The following is a 25,576-nucleotide window of genomic DNA, read 5'->3' on the forward strand; positions in this document are numbered from 1 at the left end:
TTCATGCGAATGAACAGATATCAAGCCGGACTGTGGCTGGCGATGGCAGCCAGTCTCGCCTTGAGTGCCTGCGCGCGGTCGCCCGATAGCGCGGCGGCCAGCACGCCTGTCGTGTCGGCCCCAGTGAGCCCCGTGGCATTGCCGCAGGTTCTGGTGCACAAAGACCCGGCCTGCGGTTGTTGCCATCTGTGGGTCGAGCATCTGCGCAAGGCCGGCTTCCAGGTCGAGGCGCGCGACGAGGACAATCTCAACCCGATCAAGCAACGGCTCGGGGTTCCGCATGGCAAGGGGTCGTGCCATACCGCCGAGATCGATGGCTACGTGATCGAAGGGCATGTGCCGGTGCAGGACATCCATCGTCTGCTGGCCGAGCGCCCCCGGGCTCGTGGCCTGGTGCTTCCGGGTATGCCTGCGGGCTCGCCGGGGATGGAACGGCCCGACGGCAGCGTATCGCCCTATACGGTGGAGCTCGTGCTGCTGGATGGCAGTACGCAGGCCTTCAGTCAGCATGGCGGCGAAGCGGCGCCGTAGATCGGTACGGGCCGGTCCGATGCACGATGACGGCCAGGCTGGCCGTCATCGTCGTATGCGCGAACCTCCCCTTCCCGCAGCCGTGTCAGAGCATCAATTCCAGACTGAGTTCGTCGCTGAAACGCGCCGACCAAGCGCCTGTCGCCTTGGCACGCAAGTCGTACAGCCCGGTCGGCGCGACCAGGGCGGCGCGGGTCAGTTGGCCGTCGCGGTCGAGCGCGATCACTTGCAGTTTTCGAGTGGGCCAGGATTCGGCCGCGTCGAAGTAGCCGCCGAGCGAATTGGCGGCGCTGAGTTGGCCGATGCAACGGCCGTCGACGAGACGAAAGCTGAGCTCGCCGTCGAAGCGGCGTTCGCCGAGGCTGCCGCGATAGCGCGTCGCCGCGAGCGGGCAGGGCCGGGGCAGCAGGCCCTGCGGCCGAGGCCGGTGCGGTGCCGCCAGCATCATCGCGGTCTTGTCGATCGCCGAAACCCACTGGGCGTTCGACAAGACGCCAGCGGCGAGATCCTGCTGCGGCCACAGCACCAGCGCGCTGCGTGCGCCGTCGGTGGTGCCGGCGTGATGGGCGATGCCTGCGCCGTCCTCGTCCTTGCCGATGCGCCAACCCAGGCCGAGGCCGTAGTCGCGTTCGCGCACCGGTTGGCCGTTGGCGTAGCGGGTCGGCTGCAACATCGCCTGCCACGTCTTCGGCGAGACGATGCGGCCTTGCAGCAGGCGCCCGCCGAACCGCACCAGCGCCTCGGGCGTGCCGGCCATGCCGCCGCCGGGCCAGGTGTAACTGAAATCGTTCGGCGGGGCAGGGCGCGGCGCGCCGTCGCCGATCTTGTACAAACGTGAGACATTCTTGCCGAGCCCGTCGGTATCGGCCTGGATGGCAAGGCCCGGGGTGATCTGCTCGGCGAGATAGTCCAGGTAATGCTGGCCGGATCGGGCTTCGATCACCGCACCGATCAAGGTATAGCCCCAGGACGAGTATCGGTAGGTCGTGCCTGGCACCGACAACAGCTTGCGCCCGGCGAAGATGCCGACCGCGTCGCGGCCGGTCGTGTAGTGACGCTGGCCGGCGTTTCTGTCTCCGAGCTGGTAATGCGGCATGCCCGAGATGTGCGCCGACAGCTGCCGCACGCTGATCGGCGACCAGTCGTTGCGCAACCACGGCAACATTCCCGAGACCGGTGCATCCAGGTCGAGCCGTCCTTGTTCGGCGAGCTTGGCCGCGGCGGTGATCGCCAACGGCTTGGACACGCTGGCCAGACGGAACACCGTGTCGCGCTCGACCGGCAAATTCGCGGCGATGTCGCGCAAACCGCTGCAACCGGTCCATACGACCTCGCCGTCGCGCCACACCGCCGCCCCCATGCCGGGCACGCCGTTGGTGGCGCGCAGCGCATCGAGCATCAGTTGCGAGGTCTTGGCCGCGGGCGAGTTCGACGCGGCGGCGCAGCTGTCGGCTGCGAGCGCGGTATGCCAGGGCGCGATGGCCAGGCTCAGCGCCAGCGCAGCCTGCAGGCGAGGGGCTAAACAAAGTGTCCGAGTACGCGACATGCGGCGGTGCTCCTGGGGCGGTGACGCTACTCTAGTCGCGTGATTCGGGCCCGGATCGGCTACTGCGGTCAGTCGTGCACGGCCTGCGCCGAGTCGGTGCGTAACGCTGCCGCGGCGCATCCCGGTGCGTCTACGTACGAGCGCCGTGCAGCCGCGCCAGCAGCGTGTCGATATACGTGCGGCTGACCCGCAACGGGGTGCCGTCGTGCAGACGCAGCATGGCATCGCGATTGGTCTGAGCCTGCAGTTCGGCGATACGGTCCAAGCGCACGATGGTCGAACGGTGGATGCGTACGAAGCAGTCTGGGTCGAGGCGGGTGGCGAGATGATGCAAGGACTCGCGCAACAGATACACGCGGCCACCGGCGTGCAGACTGGCGTAGTCGCCATCGGCTTCGATCCAATCGATGTCGGCGGTGGCAACGAACAACGAACGCCGCCCGACCCGTGCCGAAAAACGCGTCGGCCAGGCGGGTTCCGGGACGATGCCGCCCGGCGTTTGCGCCGCCGTGCCGCCGGCATGCCAGGCGAGCAAGCGCCTTGCGCGGTCGAGCGCTTCAGCGAAGCGCAGCTCGTCGACCGGCTTCAGCAGGTAATCCACCGCGTTGAGCGCGAAGGCCTGGACCGCGAAACTGTCGTGTGCGGTCAACAGGATCGCCAACGGCCGGCACGTCGACGGCAGCGCGGCCAACACTTCCAGCCCGGTCATGCCCGGCATCTGCACGTCGATGAACACCAGGTCGGGGCTGCGCTGTTCGAGCCCGGCCAGCGCCGAGGGGCCATCGGCGTATTCGCCCTCCACCACGACATCGGTACAACTGGCCAGCCGCGCGATCACGCCGCTGCGCGCCAAGGGTTCGTCGTCGACCACCGCCACACGCATCATGCGGCCGCCCCTGCATGCAGCCGCAACGGAAAGGATAGGTCCACCCGATAACGCCCATCGGCGCCGATGCCGGCGCTCAATTGATGATCGCCGGGATACAGGTTGACCAGCCGAGCGCTGATGTTGCCCAGGCCCACCGGCTCTGCCCGCGCGACGCTGTCGTCGGGGCCACGGCTTTGCTCAGCGCACAGATCGTTGCTGACCTGCACGCGCAGCCGTCCAGCCTCGTCGCTGATATGAATATCGAGCCGCCCCGGCGCAGTACGCGCGGCGATGCCATGGCGGATCGCGTTCTCGACCAGAGGCTGCAACAACAGATAGGGCACCTGCGCCGTCAGCAGGCCGGGGCCGAGTTCCCACCTCACCAGCAGGCGCGAACCCAGGCGCGCCTTCTCGATGTCGAGATAAGCCTCGGTGAGGGCGACTTCATCGGCCAGGCCGACTTCATGCCCGTGCCCGCCGTCGAGCGTGGCGCGCAGAAAATCGCCCAGGCAGGCCAGCATCTGCTGTGCTTCGCGATTGCGCCCCTCGGCCACCAGCGCGGAGATGGCGTTGAGGGTATTGAAGAGGAAATGCGGCTGCAGTTGATAACGCAGCGCGCGCAGCTCGGCGTCGCGGATCAGGGCCTGCGACTGCAGATGGCGCGCCTGGGCCTGCTGCAACTCCGCGTAATACACCGACACCGCGTGGATGGCGCAGTAGGCCACCAAGGCCAGCCAAGCGCCTTCCAGACCGCGGAAGATCAACCACCAGTTGAAGCCGTCTAGCGGGGCTCCCTTGCTCCAGGCGATCATCACCACGCTCAGGGCCTTGGTCGCGACCACCATGGCATAGCTCGCCGGCAGCAACACCGCGGCCATGGCCCAGCCGGCCACGCCGCGACGCCACAGACCGCGTTGCAAGGCCGTCAGCGGCAACATCCACAGCGCCAGCGCCAACAGATACAGCGTGCGCGACATCGTCGCCACACCGTGATCCAGCAGCGGCACCGCGATCAATAGCAGCCCCAGGCCCAAGGGCAGGCCGGCCAGCAACGGCAGCCAGAACGGCGGTTCGGTGCGGGGTAGGGGGCTCGAGGCCGGCTTGGGGCGAGCTTCGGTCGACGCGGTCATGGTCCTGGGGCACGAAAGATCAGCCCGATTGCATCCGATCCGGCGGCGTTTGGCCAGCGCGACAGCGCGGCCATGCGCCGAACCGGTGGCTGGATGCGGTGTGGTGGCGCCCGGCGTGCCCGCGGCCGCGATGCCGCTTTACCGGGCCGGTGCAGTCGTTTCTTTCTCAGGCGGCGCCTGCGGCAATGACTGCGTGCTGCAATGAGGCGCCTCGCACTTCGCAGGCGCGTCCGTTTTGCTTACCGGGTCGATCTCGCCGATGCGCAATTGGGACAAACCGATTCCGAGCAGGCGGGGATCCTGTCCCATGCCCAGACTGGCCGGTGAAGTCGGCTGCGGGATGCCGATGCGTATGACCTGAGCGTCCTTCACGCCGTGAAACTCGAGCACCCTGGTTTGCGGTTCCTGTTCGAAGGTCATCGACCGAGCGACGTTGCCGATACTGATCGGAATGGGCTTGCCGACATTGGGGCCGAACGCGATCGCCGTCAGCGTGATGCGCACATCGTTCGCCATCGGCGCGTCGAGGGTGATCAACACTTCTTGAGCGTTCGACCAACGGCCGAATGTTTCCGGCGGCGACAGCCCGCTCATCGAGCGAATCTGGCGCGGCTGCGCCTGCTTGAAGTCGATGGCATCGCCCTTGTCGAGCCAGTACAGCGTGAAGCCTTCGTGCGACTGCTTGCGGACGTAGGCACCCTCGGGCAGCGTAGTTTCGCCGAACGAAACCACCAGATCCCGTGTCCAATCGACGGAGGGCTCGGCAGCGGAGCCTTTGTCCAGCGGCGTTAGCACTGGCGCAAGCGAGTCGGTATAGAACTTCGCCTTGACCAGAGTGAAGACGTTGTCGCCGATGAATTGGCTGCGTTCGAGCAAACCCGGATGCGCGGATCGCAACAGATTCCCTGCGTTCACCGCGGCATCGGTGTCCTTCTGGTGACGCACGAACTTGCTTGCGGTGTGGGTGCTGAGTCCGATGATCAACAGGTAGTACACGATGGCATGCCAACGGGCCTTGCGGAAATCCGACCACAGGAAGCCCAGGGTGGCGGCGGCTCCGAGCAGGCCGATCAAGATCAACAGCCGCTTGCGGCCGTTGATCCAGATCAGCTCGGGCGCGTCAACGATGAAAGGCGTATAGGCACGCAAACCCATGGCGCCCGCATACAAGGCGAGCAGGGCGATTACGATCAGCGCGGCGGTCGCCAGACGTCTGAGCCAGACGCCGCTTGCCTCGGAGCCGCGCCAGGCCAGAGGCCCCAGCAGCAACAAGGGAAGGCAGAAATCGTAGTAGCGCATATGCAGCCGCGCGCCACTCTCGATGGTGCCCATGCTGGCGGTGAAATAACCGGTGATGGCCACCAGTCCGCCCAGGGTGGCGAGCGTGAACAACATCGCACTGCGGGCGCGTTCCGCGGCTTCATCGCCCGAGCGGATCAGGTTGACGACGACGCCGGCCAGCAACGGTCCAAACAGGAAGCACAAGGCCAGCAGATGGCCCCACGCCGATTTCAGCGTACCCCAGGCGAGCGCATCCAACGGCTGCTGCCCGCTGCTGTTCTGGGCCTGCACCTGATAGAACTCGCCGAGCAGACTCAGACTGCCGGGGCCGCCGAGCACGTAGCCTAGACCGAAACGCGTCGCGAAGAAGCACGCGATCGAGGCCGCCAATACAGCCAGGGCCGGCTTCCCTCTGCCTCGCGTACCCGAGCAGATCGCATCGGCCAAAACGTATGCGCAGAACGCGGCGAGCATGAATAAGGCATGTAACTTGATCAAGCACATCAGCCCCAGAATCAGTCCGCTGACGGCTCCGTACGACCATGGGCGCTGCGCATACGGGCGCAATACCCAGAAGCTCAGGATCCAGAAAAATAAGTAGTACAGAGACTCGGGCATGAAATACACGGTAAAGCTGTTGGCCGGCCCGGCGATCGACGCCAAAGCCAGCACAACGGCTTTGCCGGGGCCGGTGAACTTCCTGAAGATGGCGAACAAGAAAGGCGCCGCGGCGACGAAGAACGCCGCGTTCAGCACCCGCGCACAATCCAGGAAACCGCTTCCGCACTGATTGGTCAGGCGGTAGATCCACAGATACAGATAGGACGGCAACTTGGCGTCGCTGATCGGCGACAGGCGCGAGTAGGAACTATACGACCACTCATCCCCGAATACCGAGGCATACAGCCCATGGTCGCGGAACATCAGTCCGGTCAGGATCGCCGCCATGCCGGCGAGAAGCACGATGTTCCAGGGGATTTTCTGCGCGGTCGGATCGTACTTCAATGCGTCGGGCCTTTCGGGAAGTTCTTATGGAAACCGGCCGTCTCGCTCGGGAGACGGCCATCGCCGCAGATACGGGATCAGTCGGCGCGGTGGTTCTTCTTGGGGAGCAGGGGAGCGATCGCACGCGACGGTACGCTGGAGACATCGTAGGAAACGAAGGCGAGCAGGAACTGAAGCCCCACGATCACCGGCAACGCCGCGAGCATGACCGAGCCTGCCGGCGTCGCCACGCCCAGCCGCATCGAAGCCGCCCATTGCCAGCTTCCATAGACGAGCCCGAACGCGATGAGTGCGGCTCCGAACGCGAGTTCGAGCGATGCGGCCGACATGTCGCGCAGGAAATAGTTGTAGAAGATGCGCTTGCAGAAATTGCGAATATGCTTGCCGAGGAATTCGCCGAAGATCTTGCTGATCTTCAGATTGCTTTCCTCGTCGGCGTAGACCGCGTCCATCGGGATGTCCATGACCGCGGCCCGAGCGATGTTGAGCCGGAACAGAATGTCGGTCTCGAAGAAGTATCGGCGGCTGATCCTCTGCAGGGGCAGGTGAGCGACCAGGCGGGTATCGATCGCGGTATAACCGTTGGTCGGGTCGAAGGTGTTCCAGTAGCCGGTCGACAGTTTGCTCAGGATCGACAGCCCCGCATTGCCGATCAAGCGGATCTTGGGCATGCGCTGGATCTGCGACAGGTCGTAGAACCGATTCCCTTTGGTGTAATCGGCGCGGCCATCGAGAATCGGAGCGACGAACATGGGCAGCAGAGCGGGATCCATTTGCCCGTCGCCGTCGATTTTCACAGCGACGCCGAAGCCGTCGGCAGCCGCGGCCCGGTAGCCGGTCATTACCGCGCCGCCGACTCCCTGGTTGGCCTCGTGACGAAGCACGACGACCCGCGGGTCCTTGCAGTTTTCCTCGACGAAGCGGCCGCTGTCGTCCGGGCATCGGTCGTCGACGACATAAATGCGTTCGACTTCCGGCCCGACCGCGTCGATGACGCCAAGAATGTGCCTGCGCACCTTGTAACTCGGAATGACTACTGCGATCCGGACCGAAGCGGCGATGTGTGCGGGCATAGGGATTAACGATTCCTGCGCGGCCGCGGCAGCGGCGTTTCGGTGTTACCGGCCGACCACGTGAACGCCGTTATGTGAACTTATGTTCCACACGGGTGTGCTGAATCGCGGTGTCGACGAGCGACGGCCATGGTAGCGAATCAGCGTTGCTTGGATAAAGTCCGGCGGAATGGGCTGTCGGTATCGGCCACGACATCAGGACGTGCGCAGTAACGAAATCCGTGGAACCATCAGCGGGAGGAACCGTGGTCGGCACCTTACCTAGTCATGAGAATGAATAGATGACTAAGTAACCTATTGATTTATTTGAATATTTTTGACTGGTGCCGGCTTGAAACGGCCGCGCATGGCTCGGCCGGAGGGCCGAATCTGCGGGTATGCCGTAACGTGCCGAACGGAGTCTGTGCCGCGTTCGTGGCAGTGACTCAGCAGAGAAGCCCGATCGCTCAAAGGCCAGTGAGGGGCCAGACTTGCGGTCGTCAGCCGAAGCCGCGACAGAAGGCACAGGCTCCGCTCTCGGTCAAAGACGCCCAGCCTCTCGCTCGCTATCACGGCTTGCGTGACTGCGGTCCTTTTGGGGCGGTGCGCGAGAGGCAGTCCTCGCGAAGGAAGGGAAGGGAGGCGCGAAGCAGCGCTGCTTTCGGGCATCACTGCGTTCGAGCATCCAGCGGCTCCGCCAAGCCCCGCTCCCGCCACAGGAACGGAGCCTGGCGCGTTGCCGCGAACGTATCAATAGTCGAAGCGGACGCGCAGGCCGACCGTGCGCGGGTCGTTCCAGTAACCGCGGATGAAGCCGCCGGCATCGTCGGCCCAGTTCTTGGTCATCTTGTCGGTGGCGTTGAGCACATACAGCTCGGCGCGCCAGAACGACGGCGACTGCAGACTCAGACTGGCATCGACCGTCGTATAAGCCTCCTGCGCGTCGGAGACATGCGCGTTATCGAGGTTGCGCAAGGTGAAGTACATCTTGTCCTGCCACTTCACGCTGAGCCATGGCACCAGTTCATAGCCATTGTCGAACTTGAAGGTGTGGGAAACGTTGACACCGGCGGTGAACTTCGGCGTCATCGGCAGGTGGTGGCCGGTGATGTCGTAGATCTGGCGGCCGGCCAGAGTGGGGTCGGGGCCGCTGTAGGGCTCCGGGCAAGGCACGGCGCCGAACTCTTCGCGCACGCCGCAGTTCCATTCGTCGCTGAAGGTGGGGTAGTCCTTGATCTTGCTGTCGATGTACGAGAAGAAGCCGCCGATACGGGTGTTGGGCGTGGGCAGGTAATCCACTTCCACTTCCAGGCCCGGGATGTTCACCGTTCCGACGTTGACGGTCTGCCACTTCTTGATCACGTCGCAAGTCGGGTCCCAATCCGGGCAGGGTTCGTTGACGTGCACCTTGGCGGCGAAGAAGTCGCCGGTCACCTGCATGTCCTTGTAGCGGCTGTAGAACGCGGTGACCGACAGGCTCAGGCGCTTATCCAGCAGCAGGCCCTTGTAGCCGATTTCGAAATTGGTGACGGTTTCCGGCTCGTACGGGAAGAAGGTGTACTGCGGGCCGGGCGGACCGTCGATGCAGACTTTGCCGCCGCAGGCATCGTCCTTGTCGCCGAAGCCGCCCGCCTTGTAACCGGTGGACAGCGAAGTGAACAGGATTTCGTCATCGGACAGGTCCTTGGTCAGGCCCAAGCGCCAGGTGACCTTGCGCCAGGATTCGGAGTGTTCGTTCTCGGCCGGCGGTCCCCACAGTTTGTAGGCGTCGATACCGCCGAACGGCCCCATCCGTTCGGTCAGCTCGCGGCCGTTGTGGGGGCGGAAGCCCGGTTCGCCCGGCGTGCCCGGGTGGTACAGGCCGTTGTAATAGGCCGTCGATTCGGCATCCCAACCGCCATACACCTGGCCGCCGCGGTCGGTTTTTTCGTCGCGGCTGTAGCGTGCGCCCAGCGTTGCGGTCCAGGTGGGAGCGAAGCGCCAGTCGGCCTGGGAGAAGATCGCCTTGGCATCGATCTGGCGGTTGGGCTGATGGTAGAACTGGCTGATCGGGTAGCCGAACGGCGCGTTGACCAGCATTTCCTGGGCATAGTCGATCGAGTTCTTCTCGTGCATCCAGAACAGGCCGGAGACCAGCTTCAGGCGTTCGCCCTGATGCTTGAACTGCAGTTCGTGCACGAACGACTTGTACTTCGAATCCAGGGTGATCGAGGTGTTGTCGCGCACCGGCCACACGCCCCAGTCGCCCGCCGCCGGTACCGGCAGGGTGGCGGTCACCTGCGAGGGGATCTCGTGGTAGCCGCCATCGTCGTCGGCGATCTGCGAGCGTTTCTGCGTGGCGAAGGCCACGCTGTATTCGATGCTGTTGGTGTCGCTGAGGAACCAGTTGAGGTTGGAGCGCACCGTGTCGATCGACATGTCGGTCTTGCCCGGCACGTTGATCTTTACGTCCCACTTGCCGCCTTGGCAGGCGAAGCGGGTGCCGGCCGCCTGCTTGCAGTCCTTCAGCCCGACCTGGCCGGCGCCGGAGTTCTGGAACTTCTCGTAGGCCAGCAGCCACTCGACGTCGTCGGTGATGGCGAAGCGGGCGGCGAGGCGGACCGCCCATTCGTCGCGGTTGTAGTAATACTCGTCGCGCCCCACTTTGACGTTGCGGCGTTGGTCCACGTCCGGGATGCCATCGGCGATGAAGCCCCGCTCGGGGATATCGACGTCGGTGAAGTCCTGCCGCTGGTCGATCCAGCCATCGCGCTCGACCTTGGTGGCGGACAGGCGCAGGGCGAAGCGATCGTTCACCGCGATGTTCTGGATCAGGTTGAGCTGGCGCAGGTTGTAGCTGCCGACTTCGAGCTCGGCGCTGCCGAAGCTGGAATCGAAACGGGGCTTGGCCGGAATGATGTTGATGCTGCCGCCGGTGGAGTTGCGGCCGAACAGCGTGCCCTGCGGGCCGCGCAGCACTTCGACCTGGTCGACGTCGAACATCAGCGCCAGCGCGCCTTGCGGACGCGGCGAATACAGGCCGGCCACGTGCAGGCCCACGGCGGGGTCGCCGATCTCGGTGAAGTTGTTGGCGCCGATGCCGCGGATGCTGACCTGCACGCCGGAATCCGGGCCGGAGGCGATCTGCAGATTGGGCATGCTGCCGGACAGGCCGCGCACGTCGCGGATGCCCTCGCGGGTCAGTGCTTCCTGGGTGACGGCGGTGACGGTCACCGGCGTCTTCAGCAGGTCCGATTCGATGCGGGTGGCGGAAACATGCACGGTTTCCAGTGTCGTTCTGGCTTCGCCAGCGTCGGCCTGCCCGGCGCTGACCTGTTTGCTGTCCTCGCTGGTACTGGACTGGGCCATGACCGGCGCGCTTGCGCAGCCGATCAATACCGCTGCGATTGCGACGGCGATGCCGGTCGGTCGGACATCGCGGGGATGCTTCTTCATTATGGGCTCCTGGTTGTACGGCGACTCGGGCCGGCGGACCCGCGCAGTGGCTGGTGCGGTTGCCCGTTCAGGGCGAGGCGGGAGTGTTCGAGGCGGGCGTGTTTTTCGCGGAATACACGGTCTGGTTGCGTACCAGTGGCCTGGCCCAGGCACCGACGCTGAGGATGTAGAGCAGGGGGATGAAGACCAGCGACAGGCCCACGCGCAGGCCCCAGTGGTCGGCGATGAAGCCGATCAACAGCGGCACGATGGCGCCACCGAGAATGCCGGTGCACAGGATTCCCGAGAACGCACCGTGATGCTGGCGCACCGAGTTCAATCCCAGCGAGAAGATCACCGAGAACATCACCGACAAGAAAAAGCCCGCGGCGGGGAAGGCCAGTAGAGAGATGTCCGCGGAGCCGAAAAGAGCGAGGGCTAGGCAGGCGATGGCGAGCGTCGAGAAGATCGCCAGCACCCACTTCGAGTCGATGAGTTTCAGCAGGCCCAAGCCGGCCAGGCAGCCCAGCGACATCAAGCCCCAGAAGCGGCTGACGGCAATCGCACCTTGCTCGGTGGCCGACATGCCGTGGTAGCTGTGCAGGAACTGCGACATCCAGTTGGCGAGGGACTGCTCGGTGCCGACATAGGCGACGATCGCCAGGAAGAACAAACGCACATCACGGCGGCGCAGCAGGCTGCGATAGGCCTCGCGGCTGCCCGCGCGTTCGTCGTCCTTCAATTCCACCGCCGGCAGCGGCAGCTTGTAGTTGAGCAGGGCCAGCAGGACGAAGGCGGCGCTGAAGAACCAGTAGAACGTCAGCCAGGCCAGCGGCTGCCCCTCCACGCCGGGACGTTGCATGTAGAGCCGGAACGCCAGCGGGCTGAGGAAGGAGGCCAGGCCGAACACCAACTGCGCCATCACCGAGAAGAAGGCGAAGTGCTGCTCGCCGCCGGCCGTGCGCATCAGCGGATTGATCACTACCTGCAGCAGGGCCATGCCTAAGCCGATGACGAACAGCCCGGCCACCACCGACACGTACCCCGGCATCACGGCAATGGCCAGGGCGCCGATGAAATTCAGCGCGAACGCGGTAAACAAAGTGAAGCGCGTGCCGCGGACTTCGATCAACAAGCCGCCCGGGATCGAGATCAAGCCGTAGGCCAGGAAGAAGGAGAACGGCATGAAGCCGGCCATGGTCAGGCTGAGCTTGAAATCCTGGATGGCGATGGGCATCAGCGGCCCGATCAGATTGGTGATGAAGGAGATCGCGAACCAGATCAGGAGGATGTAGCTGATGATCATCGGCTGGTGCTTCACGATCGTCTCTCCGGGGTCAGGACTGCGGCTGCAGGCAATGGGCGAGTTCGCCGGCGGCGATGCGCTTGCGCGGGAAGCGGGGCAGGATCGCGCTGGCGGTGCGGCAGCCGGCCGCGAGCGCATCGCGCAGGCTGGCCTGCTTCGTGCTGGCCTGACTCGTGCTGGTTTGACTCAGGCGTGCCGCCAGATAGCCGGTGTTGAAGCTGTCGCCGGCGCCCACGGTGTCGAAGATTTCGCGGACCGCCTCGGTGGCGTAGCGGGTGCTCCGGCCATCGACGTGTCCCAGCGCGCCGGCGGCGCCCAATTTGACGATCAGATGGGCGCCGGGCTTGAGCAGGCGGGCGACGTGTTGCACCGCGAGCTCCAGGTCCCGGTTGTCATCCAGACCCTGGCCGTCGTCCTGGCTGCCGGCGATGCTCATCGCCTCCAACTCGTTGACCAGCAGATGGTCGCAATGCGCCAGCCAGCCTTCGACTTCCTGATGCACCTGCGGCGTCCAGCCTTCCGGCGGCCAACCGGTATCCAGCGCGACCTGATAGCCCTTGGCCGAGGCCGCGGCCAGCAGCTGGCTGAAGTGCTCGCGCAGGCCCGGCAGCAGGAAGGGGGCGGTGAACAGGACGATGCTGCCGGGGGATGCCGGCGGCAGGTGTTCGAGTACGAAATCCGGAGTCAGATGCTGCAGATGCCCGCAACTGGTGAAGAAGGTGCGTTCGCCATCGGCATGCATCAGCCCGACCGATACGGTGGTATCGCTGGTACAGGTCTGCAGTTCGACTCGGATACCCGCCAGTTGCAGCAGCAGCCACTGGGCCAGGTCGTCGTCACCGATGGCGCCGATCAGATGCGGGCTCAGGCCGAGGTGGCGGGCTGCGAGGGCGGCGTTGGCCGCCGAACCGCCGGCGCGCAGCTCGCTGCGCGGCAGCAGTTGTTCGGTGCCGATCTTGGGCCAGCCGTCCAGCGTGCCCAGGACCAGGTCCACGCTGACGTCGCCGACGATGCTGAATTGAGGTGGGCTTAGTTGAGGCGGATCGAGCTTCATGGGGGCGACTATAGTCACCCCAATTTTGCTCTGTCAATAAAAATATCCAGTGGAAGTATAATTAAATTCGACGCCCCCCGGCCGCCGGGCGGTGACCCAGCAGCTCGGCCGTCTGCAGCTCCCCGAGTTCATCTTTCTGCAGGCCTTCCAGGCGCGGCGAGAGCAGCTCGTGGATGGGCAGCACCGCGGCGCCCAACAGCGAACAGTCCTCCTCGCGTTGGGAAATCATCACGCGCGGCCATTCCGGGGCAGGGCGGCCGCGTACCGAGCGGTGCCACGGTTGGGCCAGGTCGACCAGGCGCTGCACCAGTTTCTGCGGCGCCGACCCGCCGATGACGATGGTCTGCGGGTCGAGCATGTTCTCGATCATGCAGATGGCATCGCGCAGCCGCTGGGATGCCTGCCGGCACCACTGCTGCAGGGGTTCGTCGGCAGCGTCGTCCAAGCGCTCGAGCACGTCCGAGGTACGGATCTGCCCGTCGTCCAGGCCCAGCGCCTCGGCCAGCGAGTGCAGCGAGAGGTAGCGCTCCAGGCAACCCTGGTTACCGCAATAACAGGGCGTGCCGCCCGGGACCACCGGCACGTGGCCGATCTCGGTGGCGTTGCCGTCGGTGCCGCGGTAGGTATTGCGAGCGACGATCAACGAGCCACCCAGGCCCATGCTCAGGTGCAGGTAGAAGAAGTTGTCGAGGTGCCGGGCGACCCCGTACAAGGTCTCGCCCAGCGCGCCCGCCACGCTGTCGACGCTGTGGAACAGGGGCAGGCCGGTGGCTTCCTGCAACTGGTCGAGGATGGACAGGTCCTTCCAGCCTTCCAGCGCGGTGGGGCCGACGAAACTCAGTTCGGTGTCGCCGAGCGGGCCGGGCAGGGCCACGCCGATGCCCCACAGCCGGGCATTGGCCTGCCGGCGCAGCTTGGCCACGAGCTCGAGCAAGCCGGCCAACAGCTGCGAGCGATCGCAGCCCTGCAACTGCACCTCGCAGCGCGCATCGATCTGGCCCAATAGATTCACCAGAGCGCCCGAGGCGCGGCCCGGTTCCAGGCTGATGCCGATCGACTGGCCGGCGTCGGGATTGATCTCGAAGGCGATCGGCGGCTGGCCGCGGGTTTTCAGGTCTTTTTGCCGGCGCGAGACGATCAGGCCGATGGATTCCAGCTCATTGGTGATGTTGGCGACCGTCTGCGGGCTGAGCGAGACCTTTTCCTGGATGTCCTTGCGCGAGGCCGCGCCATGCTGGCGGATGAAATCCAGCACGAGGCGGCGGTTGTAGGGAGCGCTGGATTGCTGGGTGGCGCCGCGGCCGATATTCATAGGCGTTGAAACCGCTTGAGCGTAGGGGAGGGGGAGTTCGTATTATTCATACATCCATGTGAAGTATTTATTGACGGCGGCCGACCAGATGGCTAAGTTGCGGTGGCCAGTCTATCCGGAACCGTGCCAATGACCGCTGCGCCGCATTCCCGCAAGACCGCAATTCGAGCGATGGCCGCGCTGGCGATCGCGTTGTCCAGCCTGCCGCAGATGGCCATCGCGGCATCGACCGAAGCGTCGGCGACGAAGCCGAAGACCACGGTGTCGGTGAGCCTGCCCAAACAGCCGCTGCTGATACAGATCAACCAGGTGGCGCTGGAGCGGTTGGGGCCGAAACAGGCCATCGTCGAATATGCGGGCGAGGCCGGGGAGGGCAGCTACACCGTGCTGCGCGATGGCAAGCCGATCGCGAAAGGCGATCTGCGGCCGCTGCAGCCGTTTGCCGAGTGGGGCATGGGCAAACGTTACTTCAGCGTCGACTTTTCCGATGCGCAGGACGCGGGCAAGTACGAAGTGGAAGTGCGCATAGGCAAACAGCGTGCGGTATCGGCCCCGGTCTTGGTGCGCGACAACGCAGTCTTCGCCACCACCGGCGCGCAGTTGCTGGGCTACTTCAAGCGAAGCCGCCACACCGATAATGCCGACCGCGAGCTACGCATCTTCCAGACCTCGCGCAAGGTGAACGTGTGGGGCGGCTGGCAGGATGCCGGTGGCGACAAGGGCAAATACCTCTCGCACCTGGGCTACGCCAACCATTTCAATCCGCAGCAGGCCTCGATGGCGGCCTGGGTGCTCGCCTATGGCGCGCATGCGCGCAAGGCCCTGTTCGCCGCCCACGACTTGCAGACACAGGTCGAGGACGAGGCGTTCTGGGGCGCGGACTATCTGCACCGCATCCTCGATGCGGAGGGCTACTTCTACACCACCGTGTTCGACCAATGGGGTACGCCCGGCGTCGAGCGCATGGTCACCGGTTATGAAGGCTCGGCCGGAACGTTTACTACCTTGTACCGCTCGGCCTTTCGCGCCGGCGGCGGCATGGCCATCGCGGCGCTCGCGCGCGCTTCGATGTTGGCCAAGCAAAGCGGCCGCCATGGCGAATTCGACGGTGCCCAGTATCTGGCCGATGCAGAGCGTGCCTACGCGCACCTGCGCCGGTTCAACCCGCAATACGGCGCCGACGGTAAAGAAAACATCATCGACGACTACACCGCGTTGATGGCGCTGGTGGAACTGCACAACGCCACCGGCCAGTCGCGCTATCTCGATGATGCGCGCGAGCGCGCCGCAAGCTTGATGGCACGGCAGCAGGCCGACGGCGGTTTCGTCAGCGATGGCGGCAGCCGTCCGTACTACCACGCGGCCGAGGCCGGCTTGCCGGTGATCAGCCTCTCGGCCTATGTCGATATCGAACCGGAGCAGGGGCGCCGCCAGCGTGCGCTGGATGCCATCGGCTCGGCGCTCAAGCACGAGTTGGCCATCACCAATTCGGTCGCCAATCCGTATGGCTACGCCCGCCAGCGCTTCCAGCTGACCCAGGACGGCAAGGCCACAGGCGAGGTACTGGAAGGGTTCTTCATCCCGCATCGCAACGAAACCGGCTACTGGTGGCAGGGCGAAAGCGCCCGCCTGGCGTCGCTCAGCGCGGCCATGGTGATCGGCGGCCGCAAGCTCGCAGACCATGGCGCCGCCGGCTATGGCCTGCCCGCCGATCGTGCGGCTTATGCGCAGGGCCAACTCGACTGGACCCTGGGCCGCAACCCTTACGGCATCTCCATGCTCTACGGTTTCGGCCAGAAGAACCCGCCGACCGTGCTGGAGAGCGCCGGCGAAATGTTCGTGGGCGGCATCTCCAACGGCATCACCGGTGCACCGGGCAGCGACACCGGTGCCGGCATCAGCTTCGCGCCTGGCCCGGATTCCGAGCAATGGCGCTGGGTGGAGCAGTGGATTCCCCACACCACCTGGATGTTGTTTGCGGTTATGGCGATGACGACTGACGAAACACGCTGAGCTGGCTGCAGCGTTCGCACCGAATCGGCAAGAGTTGGACTGAGCGGCTGGCGTCGCCGTGGAGCGGCGTTAGCCTATGCGCAGGGCGCGGATCAGGGCGGAAAGCGCCGCCGATTGATGGCGACGGTCCGGGTAGTAGACGAAGAAACCGGGGAAGGAGGGCGACCAATCTTCCAGCACCCTGATCAGCTTGCCCTCGTCGATGTAGCCCGCCACCTGATCTTCATAGGCCAGCGCGATGCCTACACCGGCCAAGGCGCCGTGGATGGCGAGGCTCGTGTCATCGACGACGAGCGACCCGTTGGCGGTGATCGTCACGGGCGCGCCGCCTTTCTCGAATTCCCATCGGTACGGGCCGCCCGGAAGGCGCAGCCCGATGCAGTTATGGGCGCTCAGGTCCCGCGGTTTCAGGGGGCGGCTGCGCGTCGCGAAATACCCGGGCGAAGCGACGGCGGCCAGGCGTAGTTCCTGGGTCACGCGCACGGCGATCATGTCCTTCTGAATGAATTCTTCCAGTTGGATGCCGGCGTCGAACCCGCCTGCGACCAGATCCACCGGGCCCGTGCAGGTGGACACATCAAGCACCACCTCGGGATAGGCCGCGGCGAACGCCGGAAGTTTGGCCAACAGCACCGACACAGCGGCGGATTTCGAGACGGCAAGACGAAGGCGGCCGGTCGGCCGGTCTCGCGCGGTGCGAACCTCGTTGAGCGCCCGATCGATCTGCTCGAGCGCAGGCGAGAGCGTCTTCAAGAGCGCGGCGCCCGCGGAGGTCGGCGCCACGCTTTTGGTCGTGCGCGCGAGGAGCTGCAGTTCCAGCCGACGTTCCAGGCCGCGGATCGTGTGGCTCAGCGCGGACTGTGTGACCCCCAGCCGCGCCGCAGCCCGGGTAAAGCTCCGCTCGGTGGCGACGACGGCGAACGCCGCGAGGTCATTGAGTTCGCTCTTCATGAAATCCGCTCATGAGTCCTATATGGGTATTCGCAATTTACTCATATATAGGCGCGATCTAAAGTCGTTCATGTGGCGACCGGGAGAGCACGCCCCAGAGCGGAAGAGCGGACCCGCCGTCCTCGCTTTCGCAGCAATCTCCGACATCAGGCAGTTAAATCTATGGAAGACGCTGAAAACACCTTGCGAGCCTTGGCTCAAGTCTATTTCGATGCCGCGTACGACATGGACGCCGAGCAGTTCCAGACGATATTTCACCCCCTCAGTGCCGTAACCAGAATCGGCGACGACGGCGAAGTCAGCGTGATGCCGATCGAGACCTGGCTGAACGGCGTGCGCAATGCGACCGCTCCGCGAAAACTCGGCCTCGAGCGCAAGGACGAGGTCGTCGCGATCGACGTTTCGGGCCATCTCGCCCTGATAAAGCTGAAGCTGCAAATGCCGCCGCGTCACTTCACCGACCTGCTGTCGTGCCTGAAGGTGCAGGGCGGCTGGAAGATCGTTCAGAAGGTGATGTCGGTCGACGTCCGCTAGTAGATTCGACCGAAGCAGGTGGAGCGTCGCCGCCACAGCGGGCCACCAATTCGCTGTCGACGTGCCTAGGCTGGCCGCCGGCACGGAACCAACGAAGAACGCCGCCCAGAGGTAGAGCCGCCGCGTATGCAGCGACCGCCGCAACGCGGCCAGGTAGCGAAGAAATCGCTCGATCGCTGCCTGTTGAGCATCCGACAGGTCGCCGTGCTCGGCGACCTCACATAATTCGAGTGGTATCACTGGTTCCTGCCAATGCAGGCGCCCACAACAGGCGTCAGGAGTCTGAGAAATCTGGACCGCAAATTCGCATGTAAAGCCCGTAAAAACAGACGTCTGCGAGAGTCGGCAAGTCCCGGCCAAGCAGATGCCCCAAGCCGACCGGCTAGGCTTGAACATAATAGGCATTATGCGAAGTGGGTTGCGGTCGCGGCTGGTGCGCTGGCTGCGTGGTCTCCTGGACCTACTCACAACGACAGGAGGTCCCCGTGACTACTCGCCCGCCATGCTGGCCCGCTAACTCCCCTTGCCCCAACGACTGCGCCGCTGCGCTGCTACACCGTGAGGCTTACAACCACGTCGACCTAACAGGACCCTGGACCGGTTGGCGGCTTCGCGGTCGCGACCTTATCACCCCAGGTGGCGAACGCTTTACACCGGAGCGCCTACGCGGCTTGGCGTGGCGCCAGGAATACGAACAACGGCGTGACGGGGTTCGCGGCAGGAACGCCGCGCGGAAGTCGAAACGGCAGTTGATCAAGGTCGTCGTGATCGACCTGGGCGACTACCGCGCTAACGGGCTCGCCGTGGGCTGAGATTCCGGCGATCGCCAGAGCTGAACGAAGAAGGCCCCCGATCTGGGGGCCTTTTTCATTTCTTCTTGTGCTGGTCTTCGAACATCGCCCTGATAACAGGCCTCGCGATGAAGGCGGCGAGCATGATGCCGTTGACGAAAATCGCGATGTCTAAGGGGTCCATGTGAGCTTCTCCAAGCGGTTTTCAAGGGGAGGTTGTACCGGCCGAGACGGTAGGCGGCAAGACGGCTCCTGCGATCACTGCGCCGGGCTGTGGCTGCGTGGACGGCGTCCCCGTAGGGGGCGAGCCCCCTACACCCCCGGCCACGTCCTGGGGCGCACTGGCGACGTCCTGCGAGCGCTCGCGATACGGATTGTAGATCGGGCCATAGCGAGCAATCCGCTTGCATTCGCCTTCGGAAATCTCGTAGCGCGTGTTCTGCTCGGTGACGCAGGTGCAGCTCGCGGCCTGGTGCTCCCCGTTGGCATCGGTGCCCTCTTCCGCCGCCATGCACAGGAGCTGCGGATCGGCGGTTACTGCACGTTGATCGTAGACAGGCGCCGTCCAGGGCATGGTCGCGAACCGCGGCAAGTGCGCCTCCGCATAGTCGGCCGGAGTGTTGTATTGGACGTCCGACGCGTCAGGCGCACCCGCGCGCACACGCACAGGTGCGCCCGACACGCCGGCCTGCTGACTCGGGTTGTCAGCGGCGTATTGCTCCATCTTCTTGTCGTAGCCGCGTTTGAGGTAGAACGCGAGCCCACCCAGCACGATGAGCAGAACGGCGATCCATTGAAGCCACTTCGGCACATGCAGCTTGCTCGTATCCAGCTCGGTGCTTTTGTAGTACTGGAAGACGTACTTGGGCCGAACCCAGTCGGACGCGTCAGCGCAGAGCCCTTTTACGTTCGACTGATACGACGACCAGCGAAGCCGCTTCGTGTACTTGCCGAACTTCTTCTTGATGTGGATGTGCTCATCGTAAAGGCCGCGCAAAAACGGGTCGAGCTGGATGCCCTGCTGAGCAATCAAAATGAAGTCGTAACCGAAGTGCCGATGCCGCGCCATCGCGTCCACGTGGTCCGGCACCTTCGACGCAGGATTGCGCGCCGGAAAAGGTCCGTAGCATTCGTCCATGATGATCACTGCACCGTGCGGAACTTCGAGATGCCAGTTCTTCGGGTTCTCGATAGGCTTGAAACCGGTGGCCTCGTAGTCGAGTCCCGGAACGCCATGTGCGTAAACCTCGCGGCCAGCCTTCTTGAAATCGAGTGCGAGCACCATGCCGTAAGCGGATTTGCCGTGGCCGGGCTGGCCAGTCAGTAGCGTGATCATGCGTGGTTATCCGTTGATCTTGGCAAGCATGGCTTTCTGCGTGGCCTTGGCAGCCATGGCGGAAAGAATGAGGGTGATGGCGATATCGAGCTTGAGTGCGCCGAAGTAAGCGACGAACAGCGGCGGCAGCGTCATCACCTTGGTTTGGATGATCTGAATCAGCGCGGGAAACGCGACCTCTTTCATCGCGACACCGATGCCGAGCATGAGCAGCACGCGGCCGATGATGCCCGGCAGGTATGTGCGAAGCGCGGTCAGGATCGCGGCGACGATGGCGCCAATGATTACGGGCATGGTTAAGGCCTCGCGAGAATGTAGATGGAAGAAACCAACGCGAAGACGTTGATAATCAAGGCGCACCACGTGATAAAGCTGCACCACATCGGCGGCGGTGAAGCCATCATTGCGAAGAAGCCGGATGACAACGTGCCGCCGCCAGTCGACGGAAATCCGGGGCACGCACCCGCGCCACCGATGAAGCCGCTGCTGTTGAGGCCGGAGCCGTCCACGACCTCGTTCGGCGCCCAAATGTCGGTATCCCCCGCACTGCTGCCGGCGCCCGGGTCCTGGTTCATGCCGTCCGCTTTGGTCCAAGCCGGCTGCCCTTCCCCACCACCGGTGCCGCTGTTCTGCGCGAGCTTTTCGAGCGCGCACGTAGACCGCCACTGCTGCAAGAGCTGCGCGTATTCGAGCGCGTCGCACTTGTCGCCCGTGCAGATCGGCACGGCGTTGCAGCCGCCGCCGCTGATGTTGTAGTTCTTGCGCGTGTTGCAGTCGATGCGCCACTGAATGCGAGCCTGACCGCACAGGATGTTGTCGCCGCTGCACTGCGGGGGTTCGTCGCAGGTGTTGCCGCCGGAGAACTTGCCATCGTCTTCATCAGCGTTCGGCTTGCCGTCGCCGTCGTCGTCCTTCTTGCAACTGCCGTCCTTGCCGCGTGCTTGACCTGCAGGGCACTTACCGTCGTCAACGCAAGAACCGTCAGGGCCTTTGATCTGACCCGCTGGACATTCGTTTTTCTCAGGCACACACGTGCCCTTATCGTCTTGCTTCATGCCGCTTGGGCACGCTTCCTCGCGCTTGCAAATGCCGTTGACGAGCGTTTGGCCTTCCGGGCACTTGTCGGGAATGATCGGAATGCAATCGCGCGAGGTGAGCCAACCCGGCGCGGCGCCGCCAGGGCGATAGCCCTGCGGGCACGTGTAGTTGTCGGGATTGCAGGTCTCGCCCGTTGCAATACCTTCCGAAAAAACGATGCCGTTCGCGTTCGGCGCCTTGATGAAGAAGCGGTGCACGCAGCCCTTGTTGCATTGAAGCGCGTTGTTCGGGTGATTCGTTTCCGTCACCGATGGACGCGACGTGCAATCGTTCTTGTAAAACGCGAACGCTATGTTGCGGTAGTCCCATGCCTGCCCCGGGCTGCCATCGGCTTTCTTACACATAAAGCGGCTTGAGTACGAGCCAGTCCCGCCCGAGCTGGGGGTATGCGAATGCACCTCGGTGCGCTGAAGGCCCGCCGATCCAGGTGCGACGCACAGCGCGTTGCCCGCTTCGCGAGCTTGCCTGTCTGCGTCGTTGTACGCCTCAGGCTGCGAACAGCGGTAAGGATTGTTGGGGCACTGAGTGGCAGCAGATGCAGCGCCGCACCACGCGAGTCCGAACAACAGCAACAACGCGAGTACGGCGCGCATGATCAACCCTCGAAGGCCAACCATACCGAAGGCAGGATGGCGAGCATGATGAAATAGCCGATGTAATCCATAAACGAACAAGGGGCGGTTGCCCGCCCCTGCCCCGGTTCTGTTAGTTGGCGACGCGCTTGCCGGACTTCACGAACAGGACGATGCCGGCAATCGTCAAGACCACGATGCCGATAGCGATCAGTTCGGCGTTGTCCACGCCGGCCTTGACGGCATCGGCCGCAGCGCCGGCGCTGGCGGCAGTGGCGACGAGAGCGGCGGCGGTGCCGACAGCGGCTTGCTTGATGCGGGTGGTGAGCTTGCGCATGGGTAGAACTCCTAGGTATTTGCAACGCGACGTGCCTGCTTGATGTAAAAGCCGATGGCCCACGATCCGATGATCACAACGGAAACCGCGAAGCCTTCGGCCGCGTCGAGCACAGGCGGGAAACTCGACGCAGGACCGTAGAAAGGCGCAACGCATTCACCGGTAGCGGCGTTGAAGTCCGACGCTTTGCAGTACTGCACGAGCAGTTGAGGTGATGCGGGTTGGTCTTGCATGGTCCTGTCTCGCTACGCGAGCCACCCGCCGCAAGCGACGGTCGGCCCGCGTGTGGGGATTACTTGGTGGGAGGAAGGGACTTCGAGGAACCACCGAGCGGCAACAGGCGAAGGCCTTTGATCTTCAGGTTGCCCATGTCGTCGCGGGTGAAGCTGCGCGGGTCGATGGTGTACTGGCCGGGCGGGTACTCGTGACCCTGCTCGACGTTGACCTTGATCGGAAGCGGGTAGTCGCCACCGTTGAAGATCGCGCAGCCCTGTTCGCCGTACTGCTTGTTGTTGTAGGGGCGCAAGCGGTCGAGCTGGGTCGAGCGCACTTCGATGATGATTTCGTTAGCCATGACTGATTGCCTCACATAGGACAAGTACCCCGCCGAAGAAGACGACTCGGAACGGGCTGGCGAGGAATTCGCCCGTCGGTCGATTGACGTAACCGCCTTTGATGCGGCCGACGTCCGTGATTTCGTTCCAGACCTCGCGCAACCAGCGAGGCAACTTCCACCATCGAAGCTCGATGCGTGCGAGCTTGGACAGGCCGCCGTTGCCGCTCAGGCGTGCGCCTTTCGGCAACGTGCGCAAGTCGTAGTCGTCGCCCTTGCTCGCATACTTCGCGAGATAGCCAACCGCGTTGCGCGCCCACTCGATGCGGGTCAAGCCGTGCTTCCACCAACCCTGCTTGTCGGGTTTCGGAAGCGACCGCCCTTTCGGCAGCCACACGAGCACGTGGTAATGCGGGCGACCGCGCTTCGTCAGCTCAAGCACCCAGGTGTAACGAGCGGTGAAGCCTTTGCGCGATGCGTACTGCCGAATGCACTTCAACAGCTCGGTGACCTGCTTAGCGACCCAGCGTTCGTCATCGCGGTACGTGAGCGTGAGCATCGCCCAGCGGCCGCGAAAGCCGCCGCGCTGGCCTTCTTCAACGAGCAAACGCGCAGAGGTGATCACGTTCTGTTTCATCTTCCGCAAGCGCTTCTCGCGCTGCTCCGCTGCGGTGATGATTTTTTTACGAGCGAACAAGCGCGTGGCACTTGTTCCAGTATTGACAAGCCCAGCGGCTGCGCCGCTTGCAAAGCCGCTGCCGTCAGCCACGGCGAGTGCCTTTGCCCATGTAGTACAGGCCAGCAAAGACGTTGGTTGTTCCCGCCACGGCCATGAGTGCGCGCTCACGCTCAGGCAGGTAGGCATGAAGAAGTGCAGCGGCGACGACGAAAGCGAAGCCTGCTGAAGCGAGGATCGCGCCGAATAGCGCGTCGCTAAGGTTATGCATTGGTGCTGCCCTCCTTGGCATCGACCACGAAGGCAGCGTTGCGCAAGGAGGTCTCGGAGAGCGCGACACGCTCGCACGCGAGATACGTTTCGAACCAGAACGCGCGGGCGTCCCGTTCTTCGATCACTTCGACTAAGTCGAGCTGCTGGCCGGTGATGTACCGCGCGGCGTGCGCGCTGGCCTGCTCGTATCGCTCCCACGCCTGATCGGCGAGTGCGCTGCTGATGTGGTCCATGCCCTACCCCCGTAGTTGGCGGGGGCGGCCGCCCTGGTCCTAGGGGGGTGGCCGGGGCACCGCCCCCGCCGGTCGCCCTGTAGCTCAAGCGTCTTGAGCTTCGGACGTGATTCAATACCCTTGATCTCCGAAAATCAAGAGGCTTGAGTCGTGAACGCTACGAATAAATTGCTTGACAAATGGATCGAGTGGCGCTCTCTCAAGCAGGGCGCGGATTTGCGGCAGTCAGCGATCGCGCGCGATCTCGGGATTCGGGCGACCTCGATCTCGAACTACAGGGCCGGAACGTCCCAGGCTGCGCCCCACGTCATCAGCAAGATGGCTCGTGACCTTGGCGAGAACGAAGCGGCTTGGCTTGCGCTAGTGGAATCAGAGCGCTCGAAGGACGCTGAAGATCGGAAGACGTGGGCGCGATTGGCGCGCCAACTCGGGGCGGCGGCGGCGGTCTTTTTGATGCTGTCGAACGTCGCCCTGCCGTCGTTTGCGAGTGTGCAAAACACGGGTGTGGAGCCTTCGAACGTAGGCATTATGCGAACTTCTGGTATATCTAAGGGTGTTGCGTAAAGAAGGCTTCCAGCCCTCAAGAACCACAACAGCAACATGATGAATGGTAAGAAGTCATGTTGCGCCCTAGGTGAGATATGGATGACTGTAGGTTGCCTCGCTACTGGGGCAACGTCTGGCTATTGATGTCGGGCGCTGAGCTCGCTTCATCGAGCCAGATCAAGAGGCTTCGTTACGTTGAGAGCCTCTATGCCCACGCAGACCGCTTGTTCGGCCGACGAATCACGCTGGAGAACCGGGTTCTCGTTTGTAAGTTCAATCATCACCTGGCTGTCCAAGACAACACTACCGACAGACCGACTCAAGAAAATTGAAGCTCGGTTGCATCGGCTTTCCAATCTCTATGGCCAACTGCACGTCCGAAGGCCTATGACAACGAGCCAGATTCGCTCGTTGCCGAGTGTTGTAGTTGAGGCACTGTATGAAGTTCTGGATCCATCGTCAGCGAACAATCCGTTTCCGCGGGTGCACGCCAGGTGGCTAGCCTTCATGGCTTTCCTGTTGATGCTCCACCAAGGACTTAGGCGAAGTGAAATGCTGCTGCTTACGGCTGATGTCGTGAAAAGTGGTTTCGATAAAAAACAGCAACGCTCGCGCAATTGGCTAAACGTGCAAAAAAGCAACTATTCGGATGAAGAAGATGACCCGAGGTGCTCGCGACCTAGCATCAAGACCGCAAGCTCCGTGCGCCAACTCCCTGTAAGTGATGTGATGGCCGGACTAATCCAAGCGTATGTCGAGAATTACCGAGGGAAACCAAACCACGCGTTTCTTCTGAACACTCAGCAGGATAGCCCATTGTCGACGGAGTCCCTGACGAAGATGTTCACCAAGATATCGCGAGCGCTCCCTCCTCTTGTTCTTAAGGAGCTAAAGGATCGCACCGGAAAAAGTTCAGTTACGCCGCATGACCTTCGCCACACATGCGCAGTCGTTCGTTTGAATCAGCTGCTTCAGCAAGGCGATCACATGGATGAGGCTCTGCAGAAGATCCGGGGATTCTTTGGATGGTCCAAAGATTCGCAGATGCCGACCCGATATGCCCGCGCGGTGTTTGACGACCGGCTTTCGTCGATCTGGAATAACGACCTGGATGAACGCGTCGCAATTCTAAGCGCGCTACCGTCATAACGGCCCGGAGCCTTC

General features: G+C 63.6%; 25 protein-coding genes. 6 read left to right on the forward strand and 19 right to left on the reverse strand.

Features of this window, described 5'->3' with window-relative positions; all coding sequences use genetic code 11:
• The first annotated feature begins 9 nt into the window (after positions 1-9).
• Positions 10-531, forward strand: a complete 522-nt coding sequence (locus ACKN61_RS12410; protein ID WP_408953816.1) for a DUF411 domain-containing protein — start codon at positions 10-12, stop codon at positions 529-531.
• An 85-nt stretch (positions 532-616) separates the two neighbouring features.
• On the opposite strand, the gene ACKN61_RS12415 is transcribed toward ACKN61_RS12410, so the two are convergent.
• The 9 genes from ACKN61_RS12415 to ACKN61_RS12455 all read right to left on the reverse strand — a co-directional run bounded on the left by ACKN61_RS12415 (position 617) and on the right by ACKN61_RS12455 (position 14,499).
• The gene (locus ACKN61_RS12415) at positions 617-2,077 is read right to left on the reverse strand and encodes a serine hydrolase domain-containing protein (protein ID WP_408953693.1); all 1,461 of its coding nucleotides are present in this window, start codon (positions 2,075-2,077) and stop codon (positions 617-619) included.
• 130 nt (positions 2,078-2,207) lie between these two features.
• On the reverse strand, positions 2,208-2,963 hold the full coding sequence (locus ACKN61_RS12420) for a LytR/AlgR family response regulator transcription factor (protein ID WP_408953694.1): 756 nt from the start codon (positions 2,961-2,963) through the stop codon (positions 2,208-2,210).
• Positions 2,960-4,075: a sensor histidine kinase gene (locus tag ACKN61_RS12425; protein ID WP_408953695.1), complete on the reverse strand. Its 1,116-nt coding sequence runs from the start codon at positions 4,073-4,075 to the stop codon at positions 2,960-2,962. The genes ACKN61_RS12420 and ACKN61_RS12425 overlap by 4 nt, the downstream gene beginning before the upstream one ends.
• A 138-nt stretch (positions 4,076-4,213) precedes the next feature.
• Positions 4,214-6,361 (reverse strand): DUF7024 domain-containing protein, encoded by a 2,148-nt coding sequence (locus ACKN61_RS12430; protein WP_408953696.1) that lies wholly within the window; start codon positions 6,359-6,361, stop codon positions 4,214-4,216.
• 77 nt (positions 6,362-6,438) lie between these two features.
• Positions 6,439-7,434 (reverse strand): glycosyltransferase family 2 protein, encoded by a 996-nt coding sequence (locus tag ACKN61_RS12435; protein ID WP_408953697.1) that lies wholly within the window; start codon positions 7,432-7,434, stop codon positions 6,439-6,441.
• Positions 7,435-8,163: 729 nt separating this feature from the next.
• A complete protein-coding gene (locus ACKN61_RS12440) occupies positions 8,164-10,848 on the reverse strand; it encodes a TonB-dependent receptor (protein ID WP_408953698.1) in 2,685 nt (894 codons plus the stop codon).
• Positions 10,849-10,915: 67 nt separating this feature from the next.
• Entirely contained in the window at positions 10,916-12,271 is a 1,356-nt protein-coding gene (locus ACKN61_RS12445; RefSeq protein WP_408953699.1) for an MFS transporter, read from the reverse strand.
• Positions 12,165-13,187 (reverse strand): carbohydrate kinase family protein, encoded by a 1,023-nt coding sequence (locus ACKN61_RS12450; RefSeq protein WP_408953700.1) that lies wholly within the window; start codon positions 13,185-13,187, stop codon positions 12,165-12,167. Before ACKN61_RS12450 ends, ACKN61_RS12445 begins: the two co-directional genes overlap by 107 nt.
• Before the next feature lie 61 nt (positions 13,188-13,248).
• Positions 13,249-14,499: an ROK family protein gene (locus ACKN61_RS12455; protein ID WP_408953701.1), complete on the reverse strand. Its 1,251-nt coding sequence runs from the start codon at positions 14,497-14,499 to the stop codon at positions 13,249-13,251.
• 129 nt (positions 14,500-14,628) lie between these two features.
• Here ACKN61_RS12455 and ACKN61_RS12460 point away from each other — a divergent pair, with 129 nt between their 5' ends.
• Positions 14,629-16,512, forward strand: a complete 1,884-nt coding sequence (locus ACKN61_RS12460) for a glycoside hydrolase family 9 protein (RefSeq protein ID WP_408953702.1) — start codon at positions 14,629-14,631, stop codon at positions 16,510-16,512.
• 69 nt (positions 16,513-16,581) lie between these two features.
• Here ACKN61_RS12460 and ACKN61_RS12465 read toward each other — a convergent pair whose 3' ends face one another.
• The gene (locus tag ACKN61_RS12465) at positions 16,582-17,463 is read right to left on the reverse strand and encodes a LysR family transcriptional regulator (RefSeq protein ID WP_408953703.1); all 882 of its coding nucleotides are present in this window, start codon (positions 17,461-17,463) and stop codon (positions 16,582-16,584) included.
• Positions 17,464-17,625: 162 nt separating this feature from the next.
• Between ACKN61_RS12465 and ACKN61_RS12470 the strand changes: the two genes are divergently transcribed.
• Both ACKN61_RS12470 and ACKN61_RS12475 read left to right on the forward strand, forming a co-directional pair.
• Positions 17,626-17,997, forward strand: a complete 372-nt coding sequence (locus ACKN61_RS12470) for a nuclear transport factor 2 family protein (RefSeq protein WP_408953704.1) — start codon at positions 17,626-17,628, stop codon at positions 17,995-17,997.
• 485 nt (positions 17,998-18,482) lie between these two features.
• Positions 18,483-18,809, forward strand: coding sequence for a DUF3653 domain-containing protein (locus tag ACKN61_RS12475; RefSeq protein ID WP_408953705.1), 327 nt, complete (start codon positions 18,483-18,485; stop codon positions 18,807-18,809).
• Between the two features lie 184 nt (positions 18,810-18,993).
• On the opposite strand, the gene ACKN61_RS12480 is transcribed toward ACKN61_RS12475, so the two are convergent.
• The 9 genes from ACKN61_RS12480 to ACKN61_RS12520 form a co-directional block, all read right to left on the reverse strand.
• Positions 18,994-20,124, reverse strand: a complete 1,131-nt coding sequence (locus ACKN61_RS12480; RefSeq protein WP_408953706.1) for a zonular occludens toxin domain-containing protein — start codon at positions 20,122-20,124, stop codon at positions 18,994-18,996.
• Positions 20,125-20,130: 6 nt separating this feature from the next.
• On the reverse strand, positions 20,131-20,418 hold the full coding sequence (locus ACKN61_RS12485) for a DUF2523 family protein (protein ID WP_408953707.1): 288 nt from the start codon (positions 20,416-20,418) through the stop codon (positions 20,131-20,133).
• Positions 20,419-20,420: 2 nt separating this feature from the next.
• Entirely contained in the window at positions 20,421-21,815 is a 1,395-nt protein-coding gene (locus ACKN61_RS12490) for a hypothetical protein (RefSeq protein WP_408953708.1), read from the reverse strand.
• A 112-nt stretch (positions 21,816-21,927) separates the two neighbouring features.
• Positions 21,928-22,131, reverse strand: a complete 204-nt coding sequence (locus ACKN61_RS12495; protein ID WP_408953709.1) for a hypothetical protein — start codon at positions 22,129-22,131, stop codon at positions 21,928-21,930.
• A gap of 11 nt (positions 22,132-22,142) precedes the next feature.
• On the reverse strand, positions 22,143-22,364 hold the full coding sequence (locus tag ACKN61_RS12500; protein ID WP_408953710.1) for a hypothetical protein: 222 nt from the start codon (positions 22,362-22,364) through the stop codon (positions 22,143-22,145).
• A 59-nt stretch (positions 22,365-22,423) separates the two neighbouring features.
• Positions 22,424-22,705, reverse strand: a complete 282-nt coding sequence (locus tag ACKN61_RS12505; protein ID WP_408953711.1) for a single-stranded DNA-binding protein — start codon at positions 22,703-22,705, stop codon at positions 22,424-22,426.
• Positions 22,698-23,453 carry a replication initiation protein gene (locus ACKN61_RS12510; protein ID WP_408953712.1) on the reverse strand — a complete coding sequence of 252 codons (756 nt, stop codon included), beginning with the start codon at positions 23,451-23,453 and terminating at the stop codon, positions 22,698-22,700. Before ACKN61_RS12510 ends, ACKN61_RS12505 begins: the two co-directional genes overlap by 8 nt.
• Positions 23,446-23,631, reverse strand: a complete 186-nt coding sequence (locus ACKN61_RS12515; RefSeq protein ID WP_408953713.1) for a hypothetical protein — start codon at positions 23,629-23,631, stop codon at positions 23,446-23,448. Before ACKN61_RS12515 ends, ACKN61_RS12510 begins: the two co-directional genes overlap by 8 nt.
• The gene (locus ACKN61_RS12520) at positions 23,624-23,866 is read right to left on the reverse strand and encodes a hypothetical protein (RefSeq protein WP_408953714.1); all 243 of its coding nucleotides are present in this window, start codon (positions 23,864-23,866) and stop codon (positions 23,624-23,626) included. The genes ACKN61_RS12515 and ACKN61_RS12520 overlap by 8 nt, the downstream gene beginning before the upstream one ends.
• Before the next feature lie 150 nt (positions 23,867-24,016).
• On the opposite strand from ACKN61_RS12520, the gene ACKN61_RS12525 reads away from it, so the two are divergent.
• The gene (locus ACKN61_RS12525; protein WP_408953715.1) at positions 24,017-24,430 is read left to right on the forward strand and encodes a DUF3693 domain-containing protein; all 414 of its coding nucleotides are present in this window, start codon (positions 24,017-24,019) and stop codon (positions 24,428-24,430) included.
• A 489-nt stretch (positions 24,431-24,919) separates the two neighbouring features.
• The gene (locus ACKN61_RS12530; protein WP_408953716.1) at positions 24,920-25,561 is read left to right on the forward strand and encodes a tyrosine-type recombinase/integrase; all 642 of its coding nucleotides are present in this window, start codon (positions 24,920-24,922) and stop codon (positions 25,559-25,561) included.
• Positions 25,562-25,576: the final 15 nt, after the last annotated feature.

It is taken from the genome of Lysobacter sp. Hz25, from assembly GCF_046097045.1.
Lineage (GTDB): Bacteria > Pseudomonadota > Gammaproteobacteria > Xanthomonadales > Xanthomonadaceae > Lysobacter > Lysobacter antibioticus_B.

What these genes read in the sequence shown, in the direction of transcription:
- ACKN61_RS12425 (WP_408953695.1), bottom strand. Translation starts at nt 4,075, where the DNA reads ATGACCGCGTCGACCGAAGCTCGCCCCAAGCCGGCCTCGAGCCCCCTA.
- ACKN61_RS12480 (WP_408953706.1), bottom strand. Translation starts at nt 20,124, where the DNA reads ATGATCACGCTACTGACTGGCCAGCCCGGCCACGGCAAATCCGCTTAC.
- ACKN61_RS12500 (WP_408953710.1), bottom strand. Translation starts at nt 22,364, where the DNA reads ATGCAAGACCAACCCGCATCACCTCAACTGCTCGTGCAGTACTGCAAA.
- ACKN61_RS12485 (WP_408953707.1), bottom strand. Translation starts at nt 20,418, where the DNA reads ATGCCCGTAATCATTGGCGCCATCGTCGCCGCGATCCTGACCGCGCTT.
- ACKN61_RS12495 (WP_408953709.1), bottom strand. Translation starts at nt 22,131, where the DNA reads ATGCGCAAGCTCACCACCCGCATCAAGCAAGCCGCTGTCGGCACCGCC.
- ACKN61_RS12455 (WP_408953701.1), bottom strand. Translation starts at nt 14,499, where the DNA reads ATGAATATCGGCCGCGGCGCCACCCAGCAATCCAGCGCTCCCTACAAC.
- ACKN61_RS12415 (WP_408953693.1), bottom strand. Translation starts at nt 2,077, where the DNA reads ATGTCGCGTACTCGGACACTTTGTTTAGCCCCTCGCCTGCAGGCTGCG.
- ACKN61_RS12515 (WP_408953713.1), bottom strand. Translation starts at nt 23,631, where the DNA reads ATGCATAACCTTAGCGACGCGCTATTCGGCGCGATCCTCGCTTCAGCA.
- ACKN61_RS12470 (WP_408953704.1), top strand. Translation starts at nt 17,626, where the DNA reads ATGGAAGACGCTGAAAACACCTTGCGAGCCTTGGCTCAAGTCTATTTC.
- ACKN61_RS12445 (WP_408953699.1), bottom strand. Translation starts at nt 12,271, where the DNA reads ATGCGCTCGCGGCCGGCTGCCGCACCGCCAGCGCGATCCTGCCCCGCT.
- ACKN61_RS12420 (WP_408953694.1), bottom strand. Translation starts at nt 2,963, where the DNA reads ATGATGCGTGTGGCGGTGGTCGACGACGAACCCTTGGCGCGCAGCGGC.
- ACKN61_RS12435 (WP_408953697.1), bottom strand. Translation starts at nt 7,434, where the DNA reads ATGCCCGCACACATCGCCGCTTCGGTCCGGATCGCAGTAGTCATTCCG.
- ACKN61_RS12530 (WP_408953716.1), top strand. Translation starts at nt 24,920, where the DNA reads ATGGCTTTCCTGTTGATGCTCCACCAAGGACTTAGGCGAAGTGAAATG.
- ACKN61_RS12410 (WP_408953816.1), top strand. Translation starts at nt 10, where the DNA reads ATGAACAGATATCAAGCCGGACTGTGGCTGGCGATGGCAGCCAGTCTC.
- ACKN61_RS12465 (WP_408953703.1), bottom strand. Translation starts at nt 17,463, where the DNA reads ATGAAGAGCGAACTCAATGACCTCGCGGCGTTCGCCGTCGTCGCCACC.
- ACKN61_RS12505 (WP_408953711.1), bottom strand. Translation starts at nt 22,705, where the DNA reads ATGGCTAACGAAATCATCATCGAAGTGCGCTCGACCCAGCTCGACCGC.
- ACKN61_RS12520 (WP_408953714.1), bottom strand. Translation starts at nt 23,866, where the DNA reads ATGGACCACATCAGCAGCGCACTCGCCGATCAGGCGTGGGAGCGATAC.
- ACKN61_RS12460 (WP_408953702.1), top strand. Translation starts at nt 14,629, where the DNA reads ATGACCGCTGCGCCGCATTCCCGCAAGACCGCAATTCGAGCGATGGCC.
- ACKN61_RS12450 (WP_408953700.1), bottom strand. Translation starts at nt 13,187, where the DNA reads ATGAAGCTCGATCCGCCTCAACTAAGCCCACCTCAATTCAGCATCGTC.
- ACKN61_RS12490 (WP_408953708.1), bottom strand. Translation starts at nt 21,815, where the DNA reads ATGCGCGCCGTACTCGCGTTGTTGCTGTTGTTCGGACTCGCGTGGTGC.
- ACKN61_RS12440 (WP_408953698.1), bottom strand. Translation starts at nt 10,848, where the DNA reads ATGAAGAAGCATCCCCGCGATGTCCGACCGACCGGCATCGCCGTCGCA.